The organism is Sphingobacterium sp. Lzh-3 (assembly GCF_046764375.1).
Lineage (GTDB): Bacteria > Bacteroidota > Bacteroidia > Sphingobacteriales > Sphingobacteriaceae > Sphingobacterium.
The window spans coordinates 3,146,626-3,170,592 of sequence record NZ_CP177226.1; the positions used below are offsets into that span (position 1 = coordinate 3,146,626).

The window sequence follows — 23,967 nt, forward strand, 5'->3', positions numbered from 1 at the left end:
TCGGTGACAGGCATATTAAGAGGGAAATTAAACTGAACTGGGTTCAGCTGTCTTTTCATTTTAAGGAAAGTCAACACCTCCCCTTTTTATTGCTCTTTACTGCCTGTGTTTGATGGAGCGTAGCCTATTCGGGCGCGCGGAATATGTTCTTTAAAAGTAATTTGCGGGAATACCTAGTCAATCCAACTTGGATCGATTCCGGGTAAAGAGGGGTGATTTTTGTGTTCGTTCTCATAATCGTTTTGGTTTTATGTGAACGATGTTACTCTATTATTGCGGAGAATAAAAAAAGCAAGGGGTGACCGCACTTTAGATCTGAAGGTGACTAGCCTTTATTGTCTATGTCTACACGAGACACTTGACTCTACCCTCTAAAGTAAACGCGAATCACCCACATGCATTATAAAAGTATTACAAAAGTAACAAACTTTTTGAGCATGGGGCGATATCACGGTTCTCTCTGGGTAATTTAGTCGTTTACAGATAGAGAAAAACATCGTTAATCATGGCTAATTGCCGTGATCTCCATATCGCTAAAACAAAAATACAAATAACTGGAATATTATGCAAGTTTTTTTAGGTTAAAATATGTCGAAGAAAATCAATAATATAAAGAAAGCTATCAAAGATTCTCCACTCCAAGTAGTAGCATTAGCTCTATACCTTGACGTGGATGACACGACAATAAGCAAATGGAATTCAAATACTGCTCAACCAAGTTTAAAAAGATTGGACGAAGTAGGTGAAATTCTAGAAGTAGATAACGTTGAACTTATTGAATCCATTCCAAGAAATTCTACTGGATTAGCTCAAGCTCTACAGAATGAGTATAAAAGATTGCTCAAAAGCGGTATGTCTATCAAAATTCAATCTCCCGATGACAATGGAGATTTAAAAGAGATTAATAATCCTGAATTTGTAAGAGCTCTTCAAAAGTTTGTTGCTGATTTTAGGAAGGAGAAATGAAATTTAAAATTCATAATTGCTTAAACCACTATTAAAAAAATCAGAAAACTATTTAGAAATTAGATAAAGTTATACAACTATTTTAAAAATTTATGGATCAACAAATACCGAGACCTAAAATAGAATGTGAAATTGCTAAATTGGTTAGAGAAATAAGGAATGAAAAGAAAGTAAGTCAAGCAAAACTTGCTAAAATGCTTGGCGCCACTTCAATATGAATAGGCGAGATTGAAATGGAAAACTATACGAGTATGTACACATACGATCAGTTAAACAAACTGGCAACGAGATTAGCATGTAGCCTAAAGGATTTTATGCCGAAAAGACCAATAATAACCCTTAAAAAAATTGGAAAATATAATTCAATGATGAAAACTTATAATTGAAAAGCTTTCTTTTGGTTAATATAAGAATATAGGATGTTCGATGAAACATAGTTTAATAAAGGTCAAAGCTTTTTAAATGAATTCTAAATGATGAGCAACCCGTAGGTAATATACTTTAGTACCTAAGAAAAAAGTGATGCTACTTCAAACCTCATTTAGAATGAAATAATCCTATTTGAGATTGAGCAATTCATTAACCAAGTATTTTTTTTAGTTTTGAAAGTAATAGCATTATTATAAATAAAAAGAGTTAATAGAATATACAGTCCGATGTCTAAAGAAAAATTCACAAAATCACTCATAAAATCACTCGAAGAAAAAGAACTATACAGTGTAGCAAAAGCTTATCTAAAAGAGTTAGAGGATATCGATAATATTTTCACTTTGAATGGACCTTGGGATAGCGGGATAGATTTATCCACTGCTTCATTTGATATACAAGTTCAGGCAACAGTGGAAGAGAAAAATTTCGAAACTAAATTATTCTCAGACTTAAATAAGGCAAAACAGAATATTGATAAATTCAGCATTACCAATCGTGTAAAATATTTCTATTCATATAGCCTATCTAATACAACAAAATTGCAGTATAAAAGCCGAGCAAAAATTGATTATGGGATTATACTTGATATTATCGATTGTAATGTTTTAAGTGAAGCGTCGAAAGCGTACCCTGAACTAGGAAGACAAATATTTGACTATTCGGAGATAAGCAAATACTCTGAGGAAAGCACTTACTTTGACGATGTGCGAGTCAAGTCATATTACGATTTAATGTCATTTGGTAATTCTATAGATATTAAATTCAACATAATCAAATCATATACAATTAATATCCTATTTAATTGTGAATTTATCCAAAAAAATCTTCTTCTTTCCCAAGTAAATCAATATTTTACATCATCACTAGACTCCAATTATTTTGATACTGTTTTAGCCAGACTTTCGACTGATCATAAAATTAAATTGAAAGGTGGGGACATATCTTTACATGCAAAAGAAAGACAAAGAGTAGAAGATGCTTTGAATGAATTTCAGGAAGAGGAGGCCCTATTACTTTCGGATCTTACTACAGCCTTAAAAAAATATAATTTACAGGAACACCTTGACGATATCGTTATCAGGTTAAGTGAACTCTACGAAAGTACATATTCACTAAATGTTAGTGAGATTACACATAGAGATTCAAATATAAATGATATTCGTTCTGCAACAGAAAGGCTCCGTAACTATCTAGCATCAATTATTGCTAGCGATACAGCGCCAACCGATCTTGAGGATCTCCTGAAAACGCTAATTAAAGTTGGGGATAGTAGTGATATCTTACCTAAAATAGCAGCGGGGCATGTCTATTGTAAGATTTCAGACCCTGACCGTTTGGAAAGGTATGCAATGCAATATAGCAATAACAGGACAATATTTTTAGATACTAACGTAATGTTAAATTTATTGCTTATCGATTATGCCCCTAAGGTTGAATATGACAATTATTACCATAAAATTGCAAAACAATTTTATCATTTTTCGGCGGACAATGATCTATATTTAAAAACCATTTATCCTTATAGCTTAGAACTTGTAAACATTTTCGAGGATGCTCTTGGTTTAGTACCATTTACCAAACTTCCAGTTTTTAAAACTTTAGGAAATAGCTCGAACCCAATTTTTCAATACTATACATTTTTAAGTGATAATGATGAATTGGAAAATGAATTGACCTTTGAAGACTTTTTAAAAGAATTTAATTTTTATCAGAAAAGTAAAGTAGATCACAAAAGAAACATGAGCTACCTTCTAAATACTATTAATATAGAAATTCAAGAAGTAAAAAAATATGATCTTGAAGTAGTTATTGATCTTATTAAAGACGATTTACGCTTAAATGGAAAACTGAAGTCGAATTTTGCTGCAAATAACGATGCAATTATGTTCGAATTACTATCTGATACAGATCTAGAGGTAAATCCTAAAGATCCAATCCTATGTTCTTGGGACTTATCATTAAATAGAGTGCGAAAACAATATTTCGAGAGTAATCCTCGATCCACTAAATGGTTCCTATATACTCCAACAAGACTTATGGATCATATTTCTATGATAAATTTTCAGATTAGACCCGAGGTTGTATCAAATGAAATTCTATCAATACTAGATCAGGATAACACTTTCCAACAGATGACTCATACGCTTCTTGATGCCGTCGCAACGATAATTAATCCAGACAATGAGGTGGGAAGAAAATACACAAATCTTCTAGCAGAAATGCGGAAAAACGAAATACTGGAAGTGAATGCCAAGGTACCCGAGCTTCCTGCTGATCATAGTCCAGATGCTTTAACTATTGATATTATTTTCAAATCACTATTTACTAAATATTTTGTAAGTACAGATAACACTAGTCATGATTTTAAAGTATTATTTACGAAAGATGAATATTTTGAAGAAATATCTTCGATGCTAGTAGATGAAAAAAAATATGTATCAACTAACTATAAGGTCAGTGAATCGATGACAAAAAGACTAGATGAAATATTGAAAAATATCAATCACGAATTGGGTTCATAAAATAGTAAAAAAGCGAGAAACCGCCGTCGGCCAGAGATTGTAACCTGAACTGTGTCATAGGAATAATTCAATAAGATTATTTATATTCAATTATTCAAACGACACGGTCATGAAAGAAAAAGACCCATTCGACTTTAAACGCTTCAAGGCAGAAGCCATACAAGGTCTTTACGAAGGTAAAAGTTTGTCTCACAATGATGGCGTCCTAGCGCCGCTAATGAAGCATCTGTTGGAATCGATGATGGATGGTGAACTAGAGAATCATCTGAACGAAGAAAAAGCGTCAGGTAATAGCAACCGTCGAAATGGCAAGACAAAAAAGACTGTCCGATGTCTCAATACCGGAACATTTGAGCTAGAAACAGGCCGTGATATATTGTTCACCAAATCAGAACAAGTATGCGCTAGGTAACTATCGAGAAAGATAAAAAGCTTGTTATCGAGGATTTAAAGCCAGTCTATAAAGCCGTGAACGAAGAAATAGGTTATGAGAACCTCTTGTCTTTCGAAGAAAAATGGGGCAATAAATATCCTCTTGCTGCCAAATCCTGGATGGATAATTGGACCAATCTTTCCACTTTTTTTGAGTACGAGGATCAGGTTCGCAAGATTATATACACCACAAATCCGATTGAGGGAATGCACTGTCAGATACGAAAAATCATTAAGTCTTAGGGAGCCTTCAACTCCGAACAGGCACTAATGAAATTGATATATCTGATCATAAAGGATATCGCAAAAAATGGACGATGCCAATGCATAACTGGGGCTTGACCATATCCCAACTTTATATTGGATTTGGGGATAGACTCAAACTCGAAAGAGATTTTTAAGTTTTAATCCTATGAGACAGTTGGTGTTACACTCCCTATTAATATTTTTTAAGCCCAGAAATGAAAATATCGTTTTCATCATAATCACATACAATTGCAACGCTATATCTCGCCCTGGTCAAAGCCACATAGAATTTTGCCCGATCTAAAGAGTATTTTTCTTTGATTGAACCTGACCGATCTTTTACTTTTTTTGTAAGTAAGCCAGTCTTTAAAAAATCTCTAATTGGACCTGTAGGATAAATTAAAACCCTATCAAAACCTAAGCCTTTACAGTTTCCAAAATTCCATTCAGGCTCTACAGCTAATTGATACCTTAAAACGACAGGATTGAACTCTAAACAATATTTTTCAATATCCGTACTTTTAATAAGATAGACACCAGAATGATCATTTATTCCACTTCTACATTCGCAACATTCACAGGGTCTACTTTTTTCAAATTCTGGATATAAAAGAGAAGAAAAACCACAAATTTCAGCACTATTTCTATGAGAATAACGAAGAATTTGTTCGTCAACCATACAATATTTACTGCATTTATCTAAAATAAACTGTTTAATATTTCCATCTCTGTATTGACTATTTTTCCGTTCATTATGTGTCAGATAGGTGACTTGTCTTGGATCCCCTACTAAAATTGTTTTTATATTAGTTTTAAATATCAATTTTAGTAGCTCTAAATCATTACCAGCGAGATCCTGAACCTCATCGAAATAGATATTTTTGAAGATCTTGGCAAGTCTCTTAATCACTAAGCCACCCGACTTTTCATTGCAACGAATCACGAACTTCGAGAGCTTATCCGAATAGATCTTACCATTCTTAGAAAAGTAGTGCTTTTCAAATTCTTCTGCTTCCGAATATTGCACTTTTATGCCCGTTTTCGTTGTAAATTTGATCCCCGATGCCTCATTAACTAACAATAAACCGTTTATTTTTTCCGTGAATACTGATCCCTGGTATGGCTTTACACCATGTTGGATCAAGAATGAGAACCATGTTTGAATGGTCACATTTGCGGGAATGTGTCCATTTATTTCATAAAATTTTTTTCGTATTTCCTTTTCATTGGCTTCCGTAAAAGTTGTAATCAACAATGGATTCTTAATACGTAAAGCGCTACGAACAAGATAGGTTGTCTTACCAGATCCGGCAACAGATATCAATAACTTATTATTCAATAGCATCAGAAATATATTTGGGGAATTCTAGTTTTTCAGTAGTTTCAAATATTTTTAATGCACAGATTGTCTTGTTTGCTCTCATATATAAATGCAACTCATCCTCGCTTTTTTCTAGTCCTAATATTCTATTTACTTTCTTTTGCTTATTCACTTTCAAAAATTTAGGTTCTAATGTATTATAATTGAATGGTTTCTTTTTTTTCCCTACAACTAGATTCCCTGAGTCAATAATATTATCGTAACAAATTTTTATGAATGGATTAGCATTATCACCAAGATAGCTAGCATATTTTCTTTCCAAAGCATCTATATTTCCGTCAGTGTCAGTTACTACGCATACAGGCTTTTTTATTTTTTCAGCTATATGTAAGAATCTGTTAAAACTAGTCCCAACAGAAATCACGTCAACTTCATCCTCTATCGGTAACCTTCCTTTATTTTTGTCCATATAGGCACGTTGAACCAAAAGCTCATCGCAATCACCCTCCACAAGAATGGCCTTCTTACATAAAAGTAATCTGAGCGTATCATAACCAGGAAGCTTAGCAAAAAAGTCTTGTGTCTCCTCAGACAGACTATTTAGCCTTAATGGTATTTTATTCTCAATAAGTATTAGTTTTTCAAGTCCAAGTTTGTTAGCAACAAAACTGCTATGTGTGGAAATTAAAATTTGCTTTTCGGTACATTTATCCTGTACAGCCTTTATAAGCTGATTTAATTTAGAATGGGCTAAATGGTTTTCAGGTTCTTCAATCAGTATAATATTTGCTTCCTTTGATTTCTTATGCTCCAGTGCAAGTTTGGTTTTAATAACAGCTTGTTCTCCTTTTCCAATGTGTTGAAAAGGTATCTCTTCAACTGATGTCACAAAGCTGGATTCCCAAGCATCTTTGGACGACAGATCTACAGTTAGCTTCAGACGCTTCGCTGCTGAACCATCTATAGCTAAGGAACTAATTATCTCATTGACATTTTTAACCGATTCATCTTTGACAAATTGTGTCTGTAATCTTCGATGTGCTTGTGTTAGTCCATTTTTATCTTTGTCTTCAAGGTGGTTACGTACAATGTGCGAGATATAAACATCTGATCCATTTTTGTACCTAGCGGAACTTGAATCGATTAGCGCAGATTTTATTGGAATTTTTCGCGGAGTTATAGATTCTCGCGCACAGGTAGTCCAATTAACCTCATAAAACTCTATTGGAAGTGCTGAAATGTTTCCTTCAGCAATGTACTCGTTGTATTCTGCTCGATACTTTTCCGCCATTTGAATTTTAAAACAAATACCACACTCGTTTTTCTGAATACTATTTTCGTCACCTTCAAATAATGGAAGATCGTCACCACCGATAAACACTTCTATGCTAATTTCCGGTGGAGGCAAGGGTCTGCTGGAACTCAAACTTTTTAGATATTCTTGTACTGCTTCATAATTGAAATAATATTCTGAAAGATCATTTATAAAATATCTTCCGTTTGATAGTCCTGAAAGTGCCAAATGAATAGCTTCCAAAATCGTGGATTTTCCAGTTTCATTATTACCGACCAAAATGTTAAGACCTTTATCAAGCTCCAAGCAAAACGGATTACGATATGATTTAAAATTTGAAATAATGACTTTTTTTATATGCATAATTTAGTCTTAAGGTTATTGGTTGTTTTTTAGTGTGAAAAGCTGAAGCTACTTATTATAGACCAAGAATAGCCTTGTAAAATTTTTTAAAACTAGCATCTCTGTTCCGCAGATAATCGATATTAACACGATTAAGAAGATATTCTCTTATAACCCCAACAGAAGTTCTGTGATGCTTAGCATATCCAATCATATCGTTGCGATCATAGATTTTAAATTCCTGAAACCATACTTCAATTTCAGGATCAGGCAATACAATGGTCGGTTCAAGATTTTCATTAAGCATAGTGGTTAAGACTCTTTGAGTATCTTCTATTTCACCATCTGAATCAGCAACTAGCATGAAATCTTGAATTTCACCATCACTAAAATCATCAAAAGCATTGACCAAGGCTGCAATTGCCAACTTTCCTCCCGCGGTCCTTATTATTACTTCTCGTTCTATCTTATTTAATTCTAAAATTTTTCTGGCTAAAAAGGATATGATCTGTTGATCACCTTGTCCCCCCGTTACAATGACAAGTTTGGATAAGGATCCCGGATCGATTTCAATATTTTTAAATTCATCAGCAATTACTATTGAAGTTAACGGAAAAAAAGGTACTCCGGATTGTGCAGCAGCACGAAGCTTTTCCATCAAACCAATCGAAAACCCATTAACTCTATGCAAGCATTTCTCAAAATCGTTTTTATCAAATAGAATAATATTAAGGGACTTTCCATATATTAATGCGTCAACACATTCATTCGAATAGCCAGACATTGAAATAAAAACTCCAATTGTTCCAACCAATTTCCCGTCTACCTTACCTCTAAATTGATAAATACTTGAAGCTGATAAAGGTTTTGCTTCCCATTTTGCTTCTAGAAGATAAGTGTGTTGATTAAAAACAAATGATCCATCCATCTCTTCCCCTATTGGTCTAAAACTACCCTTAGGTTCCAGACCCTCAATTTCAAGCAAATTCGAAAGAAGAAGCTCAAATTCCTTCCCTCTTCTACGTTTCTCTGTGCCGATAGAATGTTGGGTTTCATCTGAAAGTTTGAAATATGTTTCAATAATTTCTTCTCTATTCATGGCTAGGTTCCATATTATCAAAATACTAAGCTGTAGCTACTTGAATTGCCTGACTCCAATTCGATATAGTTCTAACTGATAATATAATAGTGTTAATATACAAAAAATAAAATTTGGTCGCCAACATCTGTATATATCGCTAATACGAGAGTCTCCACCAAAACTAGACTGAATGCTAATGTTAGTAGTAATCTTTAAAATAAAATTAATTATCTCCGTAATACTTCATTTTTCTCTTATTAAAAGCGGGCATCGCTCCTTCTAATACTTTTACAATACAATCATTTATTACAGGATTTTCGATCGCTCCTGATTTAAAAGAAAATTTATAGTTGTTTTCCTTATCCAATTCCGTATAAATAATCTGTTCAGCATCTGCAACAACCGCTAAATTGGGGTTATGCGTGACTAAGATGATTTGTCTTTTAGACTTCGCCTTTTTAATGAATGGTACGAGTATGTTTGCGACGCTATGATTATCTAAATTATCTTCGGGTTGATCTATGATTAAAGGTATGTCATTATTGTCCAAAAGTAAATAAAAGATTAATAATAATGCTCCTTTCTCCCCTGGAGATAATTGATTTAGATTTTTTGAACCTTGTCTTAATTCATAATTGTAATCAAGGAAATCTAGCGAGAACAAATAATCATATAGGGCAACAACGTCATCAACTTGATCTTCAATGTAAGTAAATTTATTTTCACTTTTTAAATCCTTAAATAATGAATGCACTAATACATCTAATAAATCCGATACACCGTCAAAAATATCAAGATCAATATTATCTAATAATCTTTTTAGTTGTATTTCAGAATTTTCTTTTCCATAATAAGTACCTGACTTATTTAAAGAGATGAAATCTAAAAATCTTTTTTGAAAATTTTGGGTTAATGAGAACGCCGCTTCAATTTTTATAGGATACGCAGACAACAAATCTGCATTTTCATGAATTATTGAATCGATTTTTTGCTTTACAATTTTATAAGTATTTAAAACATTCTCTTTCAGTTCGAATATTTTCTCAGTTATTTTCAATCTATCATTCTTTTCATTCTCAATATCATTCGCAAGTTCGGTTTTAATATAATTAAGCTCACGTTTATAATACTCTAAACTGTCTGGAGTAGCAATATTTCCAATAATTTTTGATTTATTGTTTTCCCATTCCTTTTTATCTAAAAGATACTTTTGATATGTTTTGTCTGCTTCCCCTAAAGTTTTTTGAATTTGAGCTCTTTCAGATAAGAGTTCGTTTAATAAAAGCTTGTATGATTTAAAATTTACTTTCTCAGATGGTAACTCTCCTAAAAGTTCTTGGAATTCATGGTATTTAGAGGATTTTTCAGAAATTAGGGAAGTTAGACTTTCTAGATTTGAGTAAATACCTATTAATTTATCTGATTCAATTTCAGGATATCTAAGGAGATCAGATCTTAAGCTACTCTTAAAGTCTTCTATATCTTTAATTTTATTTTCAATACGTTGTTTTATTGATTTTAATTCATTTATTTCTAAGTGAATATTTTTTTTAAATTCCTCTGTTTCTTTTATTGTCTTTTCTTGTTTAATTATATCCGCATTTAATTTCGTTAGAGTCTCATTTACTTTCTCATTTTGTTCAGTATTACTAGAGTTATCATTTGGATTCTTAATTTCAATAGGCTCAATCAATGCATCTAATTCGGCCTCTTTTTGCTTAATGAGCTCTTCAATATTTTTGATAAATATAGGATTTAGCTTTTTTTGCTTTTTGAAAATAGATTCGTTTAAAAGATTTAGCTTCGATTTAATCTTTAAAATTTCTTCCTTACTTACACTGTTTTTATAATCAATTAGTTCTTTAAAATTTGTTTTACCTAATTTTTCCTCATCACTTAAATGCGTAAACACAACATTTTCAATTTCTTTATTAAAGTCGTCCAATGATTCATTTGTAATTCTTTCAAAATAGCCTTGAGGTAGATATTTGATTTTTGGATTAAATGAATGGTCTACCCTTTCGCTCAAATTTTTCGTATCTGAATTTCCGCTTAACCAATTTACCGTCGCTTCAAAATTTTTTGATATTTGACTGTTTTTATCACCGAATCGTTTTTTATTTAAAAACGAAAAATCGTCATGTTCTCCATCGTAGTTTCCACATAAACTGATTATATCTGCTAAAGCACTTTTACCATTACCTTTATTACCTATAATTGCTACTAATTCAGGGTTTATTGGTATTGTAACGTTACTAAACCAAATTCCGTGGTTTGTCGGATCATAGCCTGAAACTTGATTAATTTTTATAGATTCAATATACTTTGTACGATTAGCATTGATTTTACTGTGAATTTCAGGTTTCTCACCTACAAATAGTCTACTTTCGTTTTCAATAACTACTTGCCTTAGACCATCAAAAGATATATCTGACTTCAACCAATTAAGGCAATTACCAATTCTATCCTTCTCCTTACTATCGTAAGAAAATGAATGCGCGTCACTACAATCAAATAGAAAATCATTCACATTCTGAGACTTCAATTTTTGCTTAGCTGCAATAAATTTTTCAACATTCTCAGAAGCTGTAAAAACTATATTTGCATCATTGATTATTGATTTTTTTTGTGCGATCGAAGCATCGGTCCATTTTAAGTCATCCCATTCTGTTTTACCAATCGCTATTAGATATTTATTGTCAAAGCAATCCTTTTTTAAAGATTCAAAAATTTGGGTTTCTTTCAGATTTAAATTATTAAAACCTTCACTTAAATCGGATCCATAATGAATAAGTTGGTCCGCAGGAATACCCTCTTTAATTTTGCGACCTAATTCTTCAACACTTTCTTTTGTAATAGCCCTCGTCCAGGTTCTACCATCGGATTCTAGTGTATACGATTGTTCAAGTGTATTAAGAAATTGGCTTTTAATTGTCTCTATTGAGAGCTCAGGTGAAAAAATTACATGAAAATTTATCCTTTTGACATTTTTAAACTCTATACCAGCAAATTTTTCTATTCTAAATTCCAAAACAGGAAATAGCAGTAAATTTCTTAAACGTCCATTCTCCTTTTGTTCCTTTATTAGTCTTTCATAGCCATCAATAAAAAAGTAATCATTTACTCCTATTACTTTAAATTCATTTGGTAGACTTTCCAAATCTAGAAGATATTTTTCCCAAACGTCATCATCGTTTCCATATCTGTGGAAAATTGATGCAGGAGTATGAACATGTAAATCCCATATATTCCACTCAGATCCTTTACTAATCATATTTATATTAAATTAAAAAATTAATAACCCAAACTTTATATTAAGAAGAAATATACATTCAATATACTGGCTTATTGTCTTACTTTGCTTTCACTATATTGGTATATTGGAATTAAGTCATTCCGTAAAACACATGTACATTTCCTGCATCTTCTTCTCATACCCGGTAGAGCGACCGCCAAAGAAATCTACATAGCTTGCCCCTATATCGCTAAAGACAGTGGTGCCGATGACAACATTGGCAGCTATTGGATCATTATAGCGTGAAATCTCCCTCCCTTCGATGGAATTGGTCGTGGTTACTCTCATGGCATTATACTTTTCAATCGGGCAAGGTTAATACCCAAGCCTAATATACATTATTTATGCTGAATTAATATGTTTACAGATATTAACTTTCAAGATTATTACAAACTGTAAGGCTAAGGTATTGGTTTAAACGGAGGATTGGTTACGGGAAACCGTAGGTAATTTATTCGACAGTTTTTCACACAATCCTTTTATACTCCGACAGTTGTTGCATTAAAAAAATCTATGGTATGAGTTTTGTTAAATTTCATAAATTTAACAGCTTAATAATTTATTAAAATAGGTTCTTACTTCAGAAGACAATAAAGATGTAAGCATTTCAAATTTGTTATCTGTAATAATGATATTATAATGCTTTGTTCTACTGGTAGCAACATTAAAACGATTGTTGTCAAAAATAAATTGAGGATTCTTTCCTAATCTCAGTACTAAAATAACAACATCTACAGTCATTCCTTGAACTCTATCAATAGTCTCTATAATAACCTTATCTTTTCCTTTAATCAACACATCCGACAATCCCAATTGTAAGGCTATAACATCCTCTTTATAAGGTGTTAAAATAGCCGTCTCTATATTATTAGATTTAATAATGCTTAGTAACAAATCTTTTAATTTAGGCATGAAGTGTGTTAAATCTTCTATTTCAGAAAACTTGTTGACTCTCCACAAAGTAGTTGTGTTATAGCTATCAAAAAAATTCAAATAGCTATCATCAATATTTATGTTCAAAGCTTTTTTCGTATTTGATATCAATTTATTTTCATAAAAAGAGTTTGTTAACCAAGTATTGAATTCATTTAATCTATATGTCTCCTCTAACATGAAAAAGGAAGTGTCAGGTTTATACATCCACGTATCTAAGCCATTAATTAGTTTATCTATTTTTAGATGAATACTTAATCTCTTACTATTATTTAATACAATAGGTGTTAATTGATTAGGATCACCAATGATAATTATTTTATTAGCTAATAAAGTAAATGCTTTTAACGTCGTAAAAAACGCCTGTGAGGCTTCTTCTATAATTAATATGTCGAATACTGGCTTACGTAATTTTAAATTGACTATTTTTTCAGATAACTTATAGTATGTAGTCAATTGAATAAAAGATTCTATTACTATATTTTCATCAAAAGTTTTAAGAAATGATAATTCCTTTTTTTCATTAACGGATAAATTAGTCTTGTAAACTAACTTTTCAATTGAACTATCTTTCAATTTCTTAGCTAACTCCACCAATGCTCTATTAGTTAATGCAGTGACACAAATTCTCTTACCATCCGCAATATTCTTTAGAATATTAGCTACCAAAGAAGATTTTCCTGTCCCTGGTGGACCTTGGATGATTACTTCTGATGTCGTTTTTAGTTCATTAATAATACTCAATACTTTATCTTCACCAAAAAATTTTCTATTCAATACAGTATTAGGTTTAAAATCTAAAAAATTTACGTCTGCATAGTCTTCGGTAAATTTCTCTAATCGTTTTAAATATCGATATGGAGGCTCTGTCTTTCCTAATAAAATATTAACAGATAATTGCTGCTTTTTTGCGGATTTCAATTTTTCAAAAAATTCGATTGGAGCTCCTGAAAAAGCAATATTTAAATAGTCTTGTGACCGATCCAATATATAAATAGATTGTACACTATTTTCCCCTGTACTAATGACACCAACTGTTTGAACGAAAGATTTAAAACTAAGCTGTTCATCTGCTAAATTCTTATCAAAAAAGTAATACATAGTATACAAAGAATTAAGCCGTACTGCCATATTTACAGGAAATCGTACAATAATATTTCCTCTAACCTCATCTAAACCATGAAGTTCACCTAAAGCACACTCATGTTTATCAATGAGTTCTCGTAAATGAGAAATATAATAAACTTCCCATTCTCGACCAAGTTCAACTAATTGCCACTTATAAAATTCTATTTGCTTTGATATAGAAATCATAATTGTAATAATTAATAATCCATACCATCAAAAACAGAATTATATTCGGAATCCTTATTAAGTCTTAGTATCATAGTGGCTGATACAGCTTTATTATATTGATAATCATTAATATTCTTACCGCTAAAATAGCTATCAATAATTTCTTTGCGATGATCCGAATTATCAGCACTAATTTTGAAAATCACATTTTTGTCTTGATCAATCAAAGATTTAACATCTTCTACTATAACAGGTTCACCTTTTTTAGATAAACAATAAATAATAGTAGGTATTTGAACCATCACATTCCACAATTGTATAGAAACAAACAATAAGTTTTTACGTGCTGAACGAGGGTAGATTCTAGTTGATACCCCATTAATAGTAATCGTAAAATAGGTTTGTTTAATCACCTGTTCTAAATCTAATACAACAGAGGATAAATTATATCCTTTGTCTTCATAAAAACGTATAGCCTTAAATATGGCTAAAGCACTCCATATACCTCTGTCAGGTTTCGATAGATTATACCCAAATAATTTCGAAAACGCCTCTGCTTCTTCTTCGCTTAGATCATATTTAGTTTTGCTATCATCATTTTTCTTATCTGATGATTTTTTAAAAAAGTAACTTTGTTCGACTAACCCCTTCCAATCATCTGAGGGGATATTATTGAGATTAAAAGGTATCTCGCTAATCTCACTTCGGCAAACATAATAACAGCTGCCTACTTTATAGATTAAATGCTCAGAATAAAAGTTTTCGGTTAAGATCAAATCTTCAAATTTAGATCTAAAGGGTATAAATTCATGCTCACAAATATATATTGGATATCTATCCTTCTTTGACCATGCTTGATAATATTCTGCATTATAAAGTTGACTTGAAGCCTTCAATACATCTTCGTTAACGCTTTTCTCTATCTCAATAGACTTAACTCTGCTTAGAAATTTATTAGGTAGTTCCAATTTATCAGGAATAAAAACACTGCCTGTATCCCTAACATAGCTAATTATTTTATCATAATATTCTGCGCTAATAGCGTTGTTGTATTTATAAAATTTGGAAATTGACAAAAGATCTTTAAATACAAATCTATTATTAATAAGATCTAAAGTTGGATAATTAAAATTCGCGTTAGAAGTCAAATTAAAACTACTTAATTTATTGTAGTATTCAATAATTAGTAAAACACATGCTGTATTATCTAGGAACACCTTTTCAGCAAATGTTTTTATATAGTTTGTCGTATTATGTAATAAAGCTAAATGATTACTAATTGAAGAAATCAAGTCACAAACTTCTGCTATTTGCTGATTCTTTAAAGCTTGTCTAATTTTATAATGTATGTTATCCGTTCCAAAACAGCCTAAGGCAACCAAGAAATCAAGCCTAGCTGGATCACGATTGATCCAGTTTATCAACCAAGGTGATAATTGTTCTTCTGGTGCTAATATATCATTATCTATTACGGCAAACTTGTCCTTTTCTATAAATTTCACATCTTCACCATTCTCACGAATACTATATGATTGATGTGAAATACCAATTGAATAGATAGTATCCATTAGACGTACTTTATCTGCCTCCGTAAGTGAAATAGTAGAAGATTTTAAATCAATAATGTTTTTTTGTATAATCCAATTCCGAATCACCAAAAACAATACTTGATCATAATTTAAATTTCCTTTTAATTCAGTCCTTAAATAAAAATCAATTTTGCTAACCGGAAATTCCTTCAAATGAAATATCTCATTGCGGAGTGCTTCTACGATCTTATTTTCGGAGTGAGGTATAATCTTTAATAACTCTTCAAGCAAATTGTTCTTCGTTTGCAAATCTGTATGAATTTGCACTAATTTGAACAAGTGCGATTGCTCCTTCTGAACATTATCAACATATTTCAAAACAAGCTCATCTGCCCAAAGTTCACCATCAATAAAATACTCATTTATTTGAATTTTCTGTGCTAGTTTTTTATAAATATTAGCATCATCCTGAGCCAAATCAATAAATTTATTCAAAAAACGCAGTTCTATATCATCAGTAGTACTTAACGAACTACTCCTAAAATTTAATTTGTAGCTATCGTCATCCAACAAACTAACAAATGACTTTAACTCCTTTTGAAGTTCTCTACTGAGTAGTTTATATTCTGAATCTGAAATGAATAATGAATTATAATTTGATGAATATACAAATCCATCAGGATCATATAACTCTTGTAGACTTTTTAATTCACCCAAATTATTCTTAAACCATTGAAGTTTGGCCACATATTTTAAATCAATGCTATTAATTTTGCGCAATGCAGCTATGATAGATAGTCGATTAGTTATTGATAAATTAAATATTTTCGAACTAAATACGTTTACCACTTTAGTTGCATACTCAGCAGACACTGACAAATAGGTATTTTTCTGAATTACTGATAATAAATTAGGATAATCTGTATACGATAAATCCGAAACCAAGGCAGAATTATCTAACAAAGATTTCGGTATAGACGAAATAATTGCATCATCTATGAATAAGGTAGAATATTCTACGTTGATACTTAATAATGAATAATAACTGGTACCAAAACGTAAAAATTCCAACTTAGATAAAGTAGCATAATCAAAACTCGCCTGATTAAGCCATTCTAAGAATTTGACATATTTTTCACTACTCAAGGCTAAGATAGACTGATTCAAAATTTGTAGTGATTGTGGATTACTTAACTTTTCTAATACTAATTTTTTATTAGCGCATACTATATTCAGATATGGAATATTCAATTCTTGATCATCAAATCTCCAATTCACTAACTCTTTGTCTGTACGCAAAAACTGTTGAAATGCTTTTGGACCAATGATACTCGCTAATCCAGAACTGTCATATATAGATTCAGTACATTTCACTTTTTTTCTGTCATGAGACAATAGAAATGCGATCTCGGCTATTCCCTTTTTAAGCCCCCTATTAAATGAAGCATTAATATCATGTCTATCTACATTTGATTCATCTAATAAGATGCGTGGCAAAACCTTCAGCGCACTCGAGATGAAGCCTTTGTCAACTAAAGTATTAACCCATTTTACAAGCGAATAACCAATATGGAAAAATAAATAATGATTCCAAATATTCTCAGCCAATATGCCTTCACGGTCCGTTTTTGAGACAAAATCGGCATTTACTATAAACGGAAATTTATAATTATAATCTGATGTGGGGAGATAATTGTATAAGATTGACTCGGACTCACTCACCGGAGCTATTTTACCTTTTTCGATTTGCTTTACGGCAAATGACAACGTCGTTTCTTTGAGCTTTCCTAATTTTTCAGGTATATTTTCTAGGATTTTACCCTCTTTATTTCTGAAAACCCATTTTCCTTTCTCAATTTCGATATGCTGTAAATCAAATTTCCCTTGAGTAAAAGCGTCATTATTGATTAAAATATCGTCTTGATAAGATGAATAAACGGATTCTAACTTGTTGTTAGCAAATACCCGCGTTTCATTTTCAGTTTTTGCGACTTCAATAAAAGTATCGATATTATTCTGATCGGTATAAATAATCTTCTTAGTATGTCTTAAAAATAATAAAAACCTTGGGTCAGCTACCAATTCACGAATCATACTATCATACCGCTTTTCGTCAATTTTCGCCTGCCCCACACCTAGAGCTATATTTACGTTTTTACTAGTTTGTATACAGGGTGCCAAGTCTGTTGGATAATCTTTCAAGTCTATCCATATAGGCTTAATTTGCCAAGGAATATTATCTGTATTGGTATATTTTCCCTCCTGGTCTCGATAGTCTATAAAAAATTGATTCCGCGCTTCGGTCGTTAATTTAGACCAATATGGTTCATATAATTTCTTAAAATCTTTATAAATAGGTGCTGTTTTGTCAAATTTGAAACTATAGTCTCTTGAATAAATAAATACTTGTTCGCTATCTGAAAATACAGATTTAAAGCCTATTCCTTTATAACCGGTTTTAGTTTCATCATTTTTTTTGGTACTTTGAGCTGCATCAGAAATAGCTTTTACATTTTCTCTATCGAAATATAGTCCTGTATGCTGGAAAATAAAATAATCTTTCAGTAGTCGAATATTTATTTCTACATCTTTTCCCTTTACAGGCATGTCGTCCGCATTTTGAATCAACTCAAATACAAAACGTTTTGTTTGAGTATACAGTTCTAGCTGATTCAATTTCAATTGACTTGCTATTGATGCTGCATCACCAGGATTTTCTCCTTTCTTACCAAACCAAGTAGCTATAAAGTCTTTTGGACTTACTGAATTTAAATTCTGTTCTACATCAAAAAGCTCAGTAAGTTGCAATAAAAATGGATTATTTTGTTTGATGCGATCTTTTTCATCTGCAATTTGGGCTACCACTAAATAGCTTTTACCGTCTTGTAATTGTCGTGCATCTGGAATAAAAACAGAAACAGCCAACTTATTGTTATATCCATCTGTTAAAGGATATGACAAATTTCTATCATCTTTCTTAAGTTTGAAAAATCCAAAATTTTTAAAAGTACCATCTAAATTTTTGGCTTTTTCTAAAACAGCCAAAAATTGAAATTTATCTACTTTCCAATATCTTTTGAGCGTATCTACTGCTTCTTCCCTATTAATCATCTTAGTTTTCTTGGTACGTTATATAGTTTTAATTCCAAAATTTCCGCTAACAAGTTCTTAGAATAATCATTTGTTAGAAATTCATGAAACTTTGTGTTCGAAGGCTTTGCCTAGGATAACATTTGATAAGCTGTCAATTTAGCCGATTCTTTTGCCTAATCAATTTGCCATCCAATAGATTATCCTACTTCTCCATGAGAGCGCGAGCAACCTCTTTGAGATGTACTGGTGTATCCACGGCCATAATCATAAATAGCTGGCTCCCCTTTCCTGAGATTTCGTCGATATCTACACTAAGCCCTATAATAGCATAAGCACGAATTACCTGAGCATGCTGCTTGAGCATTTCGGTAACACGCGCGTACATTTCCTGCATCTTCTTCTCATAGAGTTGGTAGAGCGACCACCAAAGAAATCGGCATAGCTCGCTCCTATATCGTTAAAGATATTGGTGCCGATAACTACATTGGCTGCTATTGGATCATCATATCGTGAAATCTCCCTCCCTTCAATGGAATTGGTCGTGGTTACTATCATGGCATTATACTTTTCAATCGGGCAAGGTTAATACCCATGCCTAATATACATTATTTATTCTGAATTAATATGTTTACAGATATTAACTTTCAAGATTATTACAAACTTTAAGGCTAAGGTATTGGTTTGAAATTAGGAATGGTTACGGTAAACCGTAATTGATTTATTCGGCCGTTTTAATAAGACAATAAAATAAAAAAAGCCCCCCTTATAACCGTTAAGGGAGGCAATTTTGGCTAGATGTCCACTTGGGCTAGATGTTAACCGGCTTTGGGCATTCATCTACTGTAAAGATCGTAAGATTAGTTGAGATAATTGTTGTTCATTTCTTAGAAAATGTTGTTCAAAAGATAATGGCAACCGCCGTTTATCAAAAAGTTCTTCCATGATCATTCACACCTGATCCGTCAATTTAAAATATTTTTTGGTACTTAGATCATCTATAGTTAGAAATCCGGTGACAGAAAACTTATTGACAACTAGTACTCCGTGCTCAACAGCTAGAAATATTTTTTTTAAAAACCAAACAGGACTCGATATTGTATTAATAGTACTTTTCAAAATAGGTTGTAATTAGGAACCTTGAGATCCTCCCAGACTCAAGGTTTTTTTATTCTTTTTTATATTGTTTTTCATCGAATATCGTCCTTTATCCACTTTAATCCCCCGCCTTGGATCATGGCTATATGATGCATATTCGGTTGCTTTTGGAGGGCTATACCAGGCGTTTCAAAATAGTGTAAATAACCAGACCTGGAGCTCGATAGAGTCAAAATTAGGAAATAAATTACCATCTTTAAATGACAGGTCCAGAATTCTAGCTGATTATGAGACGGGGCATAAGGGGTCAAAATATCAATAAATATAGTGAATATGAGAAAGTTTATATTAGTTACCGCAATGTTGTTTTTTATCTCTCAGATCGTTTTCGGTCAGAAGAATGACGACTTTCCATCCTTTGAAAAGTTCTATTCCAGTATGACTCATACCATGAGATATCCTTCAATACTTCAAGAAAATTGTGCTTCAACGCTAACCCTCATGAAAGTTATTTTTAATAATAAGGGAGAGATTGATTCTTTAACATTTTCGGATAGCGCACATCCCAAATTTGTAGAATATATGAAGACAATAAAAGGACAGCTTGATTTCAAGAGTATTTACAAAGATCTAAAACAAAAAGGTTATGCTTCCAAGCCTATACTAATACCATTTTGTATTGATTTTGAAAAGATCGGTGAATGCAGATCAAAGATTACAGCTTCTGATCTCAAAAACATGTATCTTTTCTCAGGGAAGCAATTTTCAGGCGAATATTTTCTATATCCAAACATTTATTTCAGATATGTAGTAGGAAGAACTCACGAAGAACATTTTTAATCTCTTACATCTGTTTCTGATATTGATATGACTAGTCCTGAAAAATCGATACGGGTTTTCAGTGATTAAAAATAAATAATTTAAACAGTAGTAGCCGATAGGTTGCTACTGTTTTTTGTTTTATAAGTTCTGAAGTTCATGTTTGATTTCATGTGCATCTGATTTGGAATTAGCATATGATTAGACCAATGTGGTCTGTCATTATTATAGATATCGATTGCTTCAGCTACGATCTGCTTCATCAAATGTAGATCTAAATGATAGGTATCAATCATGAACTCTTGTTTGAGTATACCATTGATTCGTTCAGCGATGGCATTTTCATAAGGATCAGAGTTTTCTGTCATACTGCAACTGAGCTGGTACTTGCTTAGGTAATATTGGTATTCTTCTGCACAATATTGTACTCCTCTGTCGGAATGATGGATTAACGGCTCGTTTGTTTTTCTTTGTTTTTGTGCCATTTTTAGTGCTTTTACAACATGCGGTGTGCACATGGTCTGTGAGACCTCAAAGCCAACAATTTTCTTCGAATAGGCATCTGTAACCAAACTCAGGTAACAGGGGCTTTCTCGCTTTCCTATATAAGTGATATCACTTACCCAAACCTGATTGGGACGGCAAACAGCCACTTCTTTAATAATATTCGGATATTTTCTAAATCTATGATGTGACATAGTGGTCGTATGATAGCTTCTTTTACGTGTAATTAACAAATGGTTGGCGCGTAAAATATCAAAGAATTTGTCTCTACCCACCTTTAATGCCCGTAGCTCCCTTGCCAACATATGGTAAAGTTTCCGTGTACCTATTCTTGGCTGGGTAGTGCGTATTTCATGAACTAAGTCCACAATTTTCCCGGCTATACCCTGGCTCCTGGCTATACGTTTGATCCTTCGATAATACACCTGCCTGTCTAACCCGAACAATCCACAAGTAAAACTTAGGCTTTCTTGTTTTTCTTGCCGGAAACGATTGATTGCGCGGGTTTCAAGTTTTTTCTTACGTCGATTTTATATTCTTTTTCTGCAATATCGATCATCATGTCAAAGATGATCGCTTTGGAATCAGCGATGTGATTCTGATGCTCAAGTTGAGCCTTTTGCTTCTCCAGCAGTCTGACTTTGGCTTCCAGTTCTAAAATGCGCTGTTCTGGTGACTTTGCCATATTGGATGGTATTTGATTCTCCCAATCAAAGTTACCATATTTTTTTAACCAATTGCGAATAGTGCTATCTCCCTGGATGCCATACTGTTTTTGAGCTTGGGAGAGTGTCAATTTCCCCGATTCAATCTCTTTAACGACATTCAGCTTCAATGTTAAAGTGTAATCACGCTGAGTCCGCTTTACATAATTTGTTCCTTCTTCCATAACGATTTTTTTTGTGTATCGATATTTCAGGACGAGACAATATTAAGAGAAGAAGAAAGACGGAACAATGTTCCGCCTTTCTTCTTTATTTTATCTTTGCTTTTGCTACAGCAGCTTTGAATTTTGGTATTTTCCTTGCCTTTATTTTTATCGTGACGCCAGTTTATGGATTGCGACCATTTCGGGCCGCCACTTTTGGTGGTAAATCTATCATATATATATCTAGCGGTCATTGATATCGAAATATCCAAAGAAGAAGAAAAATCAGTTTTAGCTATTTAAAATATACGTTATATTTATTTGAACGTAATAGCATCATATAGCCCCGCTAAAACAAATGACAGAAACAGAAAAATATCTTGCTGACTTTAAAACAGCTGTTACAAGCGTATATCCCATTTCGGATAAGGCATTTGATTTATTGGCTGAGGCAACTTACATTCAGCAATTTAAGAAAAATGAAGTTTTACTGAGAGAGGGTCGTTTCGCCAATGACATCTTCTTTGTTTGTAAAGGAGCCTTAAACTCTTATTTTGTTGATGAAAAAGGAGCTATCTGGAATAAATGGATTTATTTGGAGAGGGATTTTGCGAGTACAAGATTTTCGGCAATCATAAAAACGCCCAACGATTTTAAATTGCAAGCTATTGAAAACACTACTGTGGTATGTATGCCTTATCATCAAACAAGAGCAGCTATTAATCAAAATGATGAACTAAAAAACCTTTACATTGCCTATTTGGAGAAAAAATGGATCGTCATTAATGAAGAAAGAGAAATTTCTTTACTGACCGAAAGTGCAACCACAAGATATCTCAAATTGCTGGCGGCACATCCGGGAATTGACAGCAGAATTCCACTACAATATATTGCTTCGCACCTGAGCATTACCCCAACACAGTTGAGCCGAATACGTAAAGCGCTAGCCAAATAAAAAAATCATTACGCTCAACCTATGTAGAGTGCATTCTCGAAATCACACTTTATTTTTGCTTATTATCAAACAATAATAAGGCATACTATTAAACTCTTTGAAATAGAACGCATCGTACTATTAATTGAAGAATGAAATAGGAGAACGTAATAATTAACAATTGAAATTAAATTATGCAAACAATTTCCAAAACACTAAAAATATTTCTAACCGCACTGATTCTTTCCAATATCGTACTGATGGCTTGTGTGGTCTACTTTTTTTTGAACAACAAGCAAAGCTTAACCGCGGAAAGAATAGATATCAAAGACAGATCTGGAAATAATCGTGTCGTTATTGCAAACACAGATAACATTCCGCAACCTATTATCAATGGGAAGACGTATAAAAGGGCTTACGCTCCCGCAGGTATGATTTTCTATGATAAAAATGGCGACGAAAGAGGAGGTTTGGCAATTACTGATAATGAAGAGACTAACCTGAACGCACTTGCATTTGATTATCAGAATGCCGATGCCATTGGTATCTTGGCACAGGATAATAAACACGACAATTATTTCAGGGCTGGTCTATTGATTAATGATAAGGATCTATCCGGTAAGCCGGGGCATAATATTAACCGGATAAACCTGCTAACCGAGAATGGGAACGCTTCTTTGGTGATGAAAGATAACAATGAGATACCGAGAATTATTCTAAAGGTGGACAGTCTGGGTAACCCTTCTATCGAAATGTTGGACGATAAGGGAAAAGTGAAATGGAAACAATAAGCTATAATCGAGAACTGTGCTGTCATTGATAAAATCACGATCTCCGTTTAAGCGATCGAAGCATAAACCGAAAAACGAAAAAGCAACCTATATCCGTAATCTCATTCGACAGCAGTTTGATATTGTATCGCATGGAACCCTAACAGATTTATCCGTTTGGATGGACACGGACAAGAC

Annotated in this window: 18 protein-coding genes; 7 read left to right on the forward strand and 11 right to left on the reverse strand. The window is 32.7% G+C overall.

Annotated features, from left to right (window positions below; genetic code table 11):
* The first annotated feature begins 588 nt into the window (after nucleotides 1–588).
* The 4 genes from ACLCDV_RS13115 (at nucleotide 589) to ACLCDV_RS13130 (ending at nucleotide 4,592) form a co-directional block, all read left to right on the forward strand.
* Nucleotides 589–966, forward strand: coding sequence for a helix-turn-helix domain-containing protein (locus ACLCDV_RS13115; protein ID WP_411971324.1), 378 nt, complete (start codon nucleotides 589–591; stop codon nucleotides 964–966).
* Nucleotides 967–1,622: 656 nt separating this feature from the next.
* Complete coding sequence (locus ACLCDV_RS13120) at nucleotides 1,623–3,917, forward strand: hypothetical protein (protein ID WP_411971325.1); 2,295 nt, start codon at nucleotides 1,623–1,625, stop codon at nucleotides 3,915–3,917.
* A gap of 109 nt (nucleotides 3,918–4,026) precedes the next feature.
* Complete coding sequence (locus ACLCDV_RS13125; RefSeq protein ID WP_411971326.1) at nucleotides 4,027–4,329, forward strand: transposase; 303 nt, start codon at nucleotides 4,027–4,029, stop codon at nucleotides 4,327–4,329.
* Nucleotides 4,330–4,385: 56 nt separating this feature from the next.
* Nucleotides 4,386–4,592, forward strand: a complete 207-nt coding sequence (locus ACLCDV_RS13130; protein ID WP_411971327.1) for a transposase — start codon at nucleotides 4,386–4,388, stop codon at nucleotides 4,590–4,592.
* 196 nt (nucleotides 4,593–4,788) lie between these two features.
* On the opposite strand, the gene ACLCDV_RS13135 is transcribed toward ACLCDV_RS13130, so the two are convergent.
* From ACLCDV_RS13135 to ACLCDV_RS13175, 9 genes are all read right to left on the reverse strand, one after another.
* Entirely contained in the window at nucleotides 4,789–5,940 is a 1,152-nt protein-coding gene (locus ACLCDV_RS13135) for a UvrD-helicase domain-containing protein (protein WP_411971328.1), read from the reverse strand.
* On the reverse strand, nucleotides 5,927–7,573 hold the full coding sequence (locus tag ACLCDV_RS13140) for an ATP-dependent nuclease (protein ID WP_411971329.1): 1,647 nt from the start codon (nucleotides 7,571–7,573) through the stop codon (nucleotides 5,927–5,929). The genes ACLCDV_RS13135 and ACLCDV_RS13140 overlap by 14 nt, the downstream gene beginning before the upstream one ends.
* A gap of 55 nt (nucleotides 7,574–7,628) precedes the next feature.
* Nucleotides 7,629–8,651: a restriction endonuclease gene (locus ACLCDV_RS13145; RefSeq protein ID WP_411971330.1), complete on the reverse strand. Its 1,023-nt coding sequence runs from the start codon at nucleotides 8,649–8,651 to the stop codon at nucleotides 7,629–7,631.
* A 205-nt stretch (nucleotides 8,652–8,856) separates the two neighbouring features.
* Nucleotides 8,857–11,907: a TrlF family AAA-like ATPase gene (locus ACLCDV_RS13150; protein ID WP_411971331.1), complete on the reverse strand. Its 3,051-nt coding sequence runs from the start codon at nucleotides 11,905–11,907 to the stop codon at nucleotides 8,857–8,859.
* Nucleotides 11,908–12,024: 117 nt separating this feature from the next.
* On the reverse strand, nucleotides 12,025–12,216 hold the full coding sequence (locus ACLCDV_RS13155) for a heavy metal-binding domain-containing protein (protein WP_411971332.1): 192 nt from the start codon (nucleotides 12,214–12,216) through the stop codon (nucleotides 12,025–12,027).
* A gap of 255 nt (nucleotides 12,217–12,471) precedes the next feature.
* Complete coding sequence (locus ACLCDV_RS13160) at nucleotides 12,472–14,175, reverse strand: AAA domain-containing protein (RefSeq protein ID WP_411971333.1); 1,704 nt, start codon at nucleotides 14,173–14,175, stop codon at nucleotides 12,472–12,474.
* An 11-nt stretch (nucleotides 14,176–14,186) separates the two neighbouring features.
* Nucleotides 14,187–18,797 carry a sacsin N-terminal ATP-binding-like domain-containing protein gene (locus ACLCDV_RS13165; protein WP_411971334.1) on the reverse strand — a complete coding sequence of 1,537 codons (4,611 nt, stop codon included), beginning with the start codon at nucleotides 18,795–18,797 and terminating at the stop codon, nucleotides 14,187–14,189.
* 184 nt (nucleotides 18,798–18,981) lie between these two features.
* Entirely contained in the window at nucleotides 18,982–19,173 is a 192-nt protein-coding gene (locus tag ACLCDV_RS13170) for a hypothetical protein (RefSeq protein ID WP_411971335.1), read from the reverse strand.
* A complete protein-coding gene (locus tag ACLCDV_RS13175; RefSeq protein ID WP_411971336.1) occupies nucleotides 19,119–19,334 on the reverse strand; it encodes a heavy metal-binding domain-containing protein in 216 nt (71 codons plus the stop codon). The genes ACLCDV_RS13170 and ACLCDV_RS13175 overlap by 55 nt, the downstream gene beginning before the upstream one ends.
* An 873-nt stretch (nucleotides 19,335–20,207) precedes the next feature.
* Between ACLCDV_RS13175 and ACLCDV_RS13180 the strand changes: the two genes are divergently transcribed.
* A complete protein-coding gene (locus ACLCDV_RS13180) occupies nucleotides 20,208–20,714 on the forward strand; it encodes a hypothetical protein (RefSeq protein ID WP_411971337.1) in 507 nt (168 codons plus the stop codon).
* A gap of 80 nt (nucleotides 20,715–20,794) precedes the next feature.
* On the opposite strand, the gene ACLCDV_RS13185 is transcribed toward ACLCDV_RS13180, so the two are convergent.
* Complete coding sequence (locus ACLCDV_RS13185) at nucleotides 20,795–21,643, reverse strand: IS3 family transposase (protein WP_411971338.1); 849 nt, start codon at nucleotides 21,641–21,643, stop codon at nucleotides 20,795–20,797.
* 14 nt (nucleotides 21,644–21,657) lie between these two features.
* Nucleotides 21,658–22,086, reverse strand: coding sequence for a helix-turn-helix domain-containing protein (locus ACLCDV_RS13190; protein WP_289011629.1), 429 nt, complete (start codon nucleotides 22,084–22,086; stop codon nucleotides 21,658–21,660).
* Between the two features lie 337 nt (nucleotides 22,087–22,423).
* Here ACLCDV_RS13190 and ACLCDV_RS13195 point away from each other — a divergent pair, with 337 nt between their 5' ends.
* Nucleotides 22,424–23,020: a Crp/Fnr family transcriptional regulator gene (locus tag ACLCDV_RS13195; protein ID WP_411971339.1), complete on the forward strand. Its 597-nt coding sequence runs from the start codon at nucleotides 22,424–22,426 to the stop codon at nucleotides 23,018–23,020.
* A gap of 173 nt (nucleotides 23,021–23,193) precedes the next feature.
* Nucleotides 23,194–23,790 (forward strand): hypothetical protein, encoded by a 597-nt coding sequence (locus ACLCDV_RS13200; RefSeq protein ID WP_411971340.1) that lies wholly within the window; start codon nucleotides 23,194–23,196, stop codon nucleotides 23,788–23,790.
* Nucleotides 23,791–23,967: the final 177 nt, after the last annotated feature.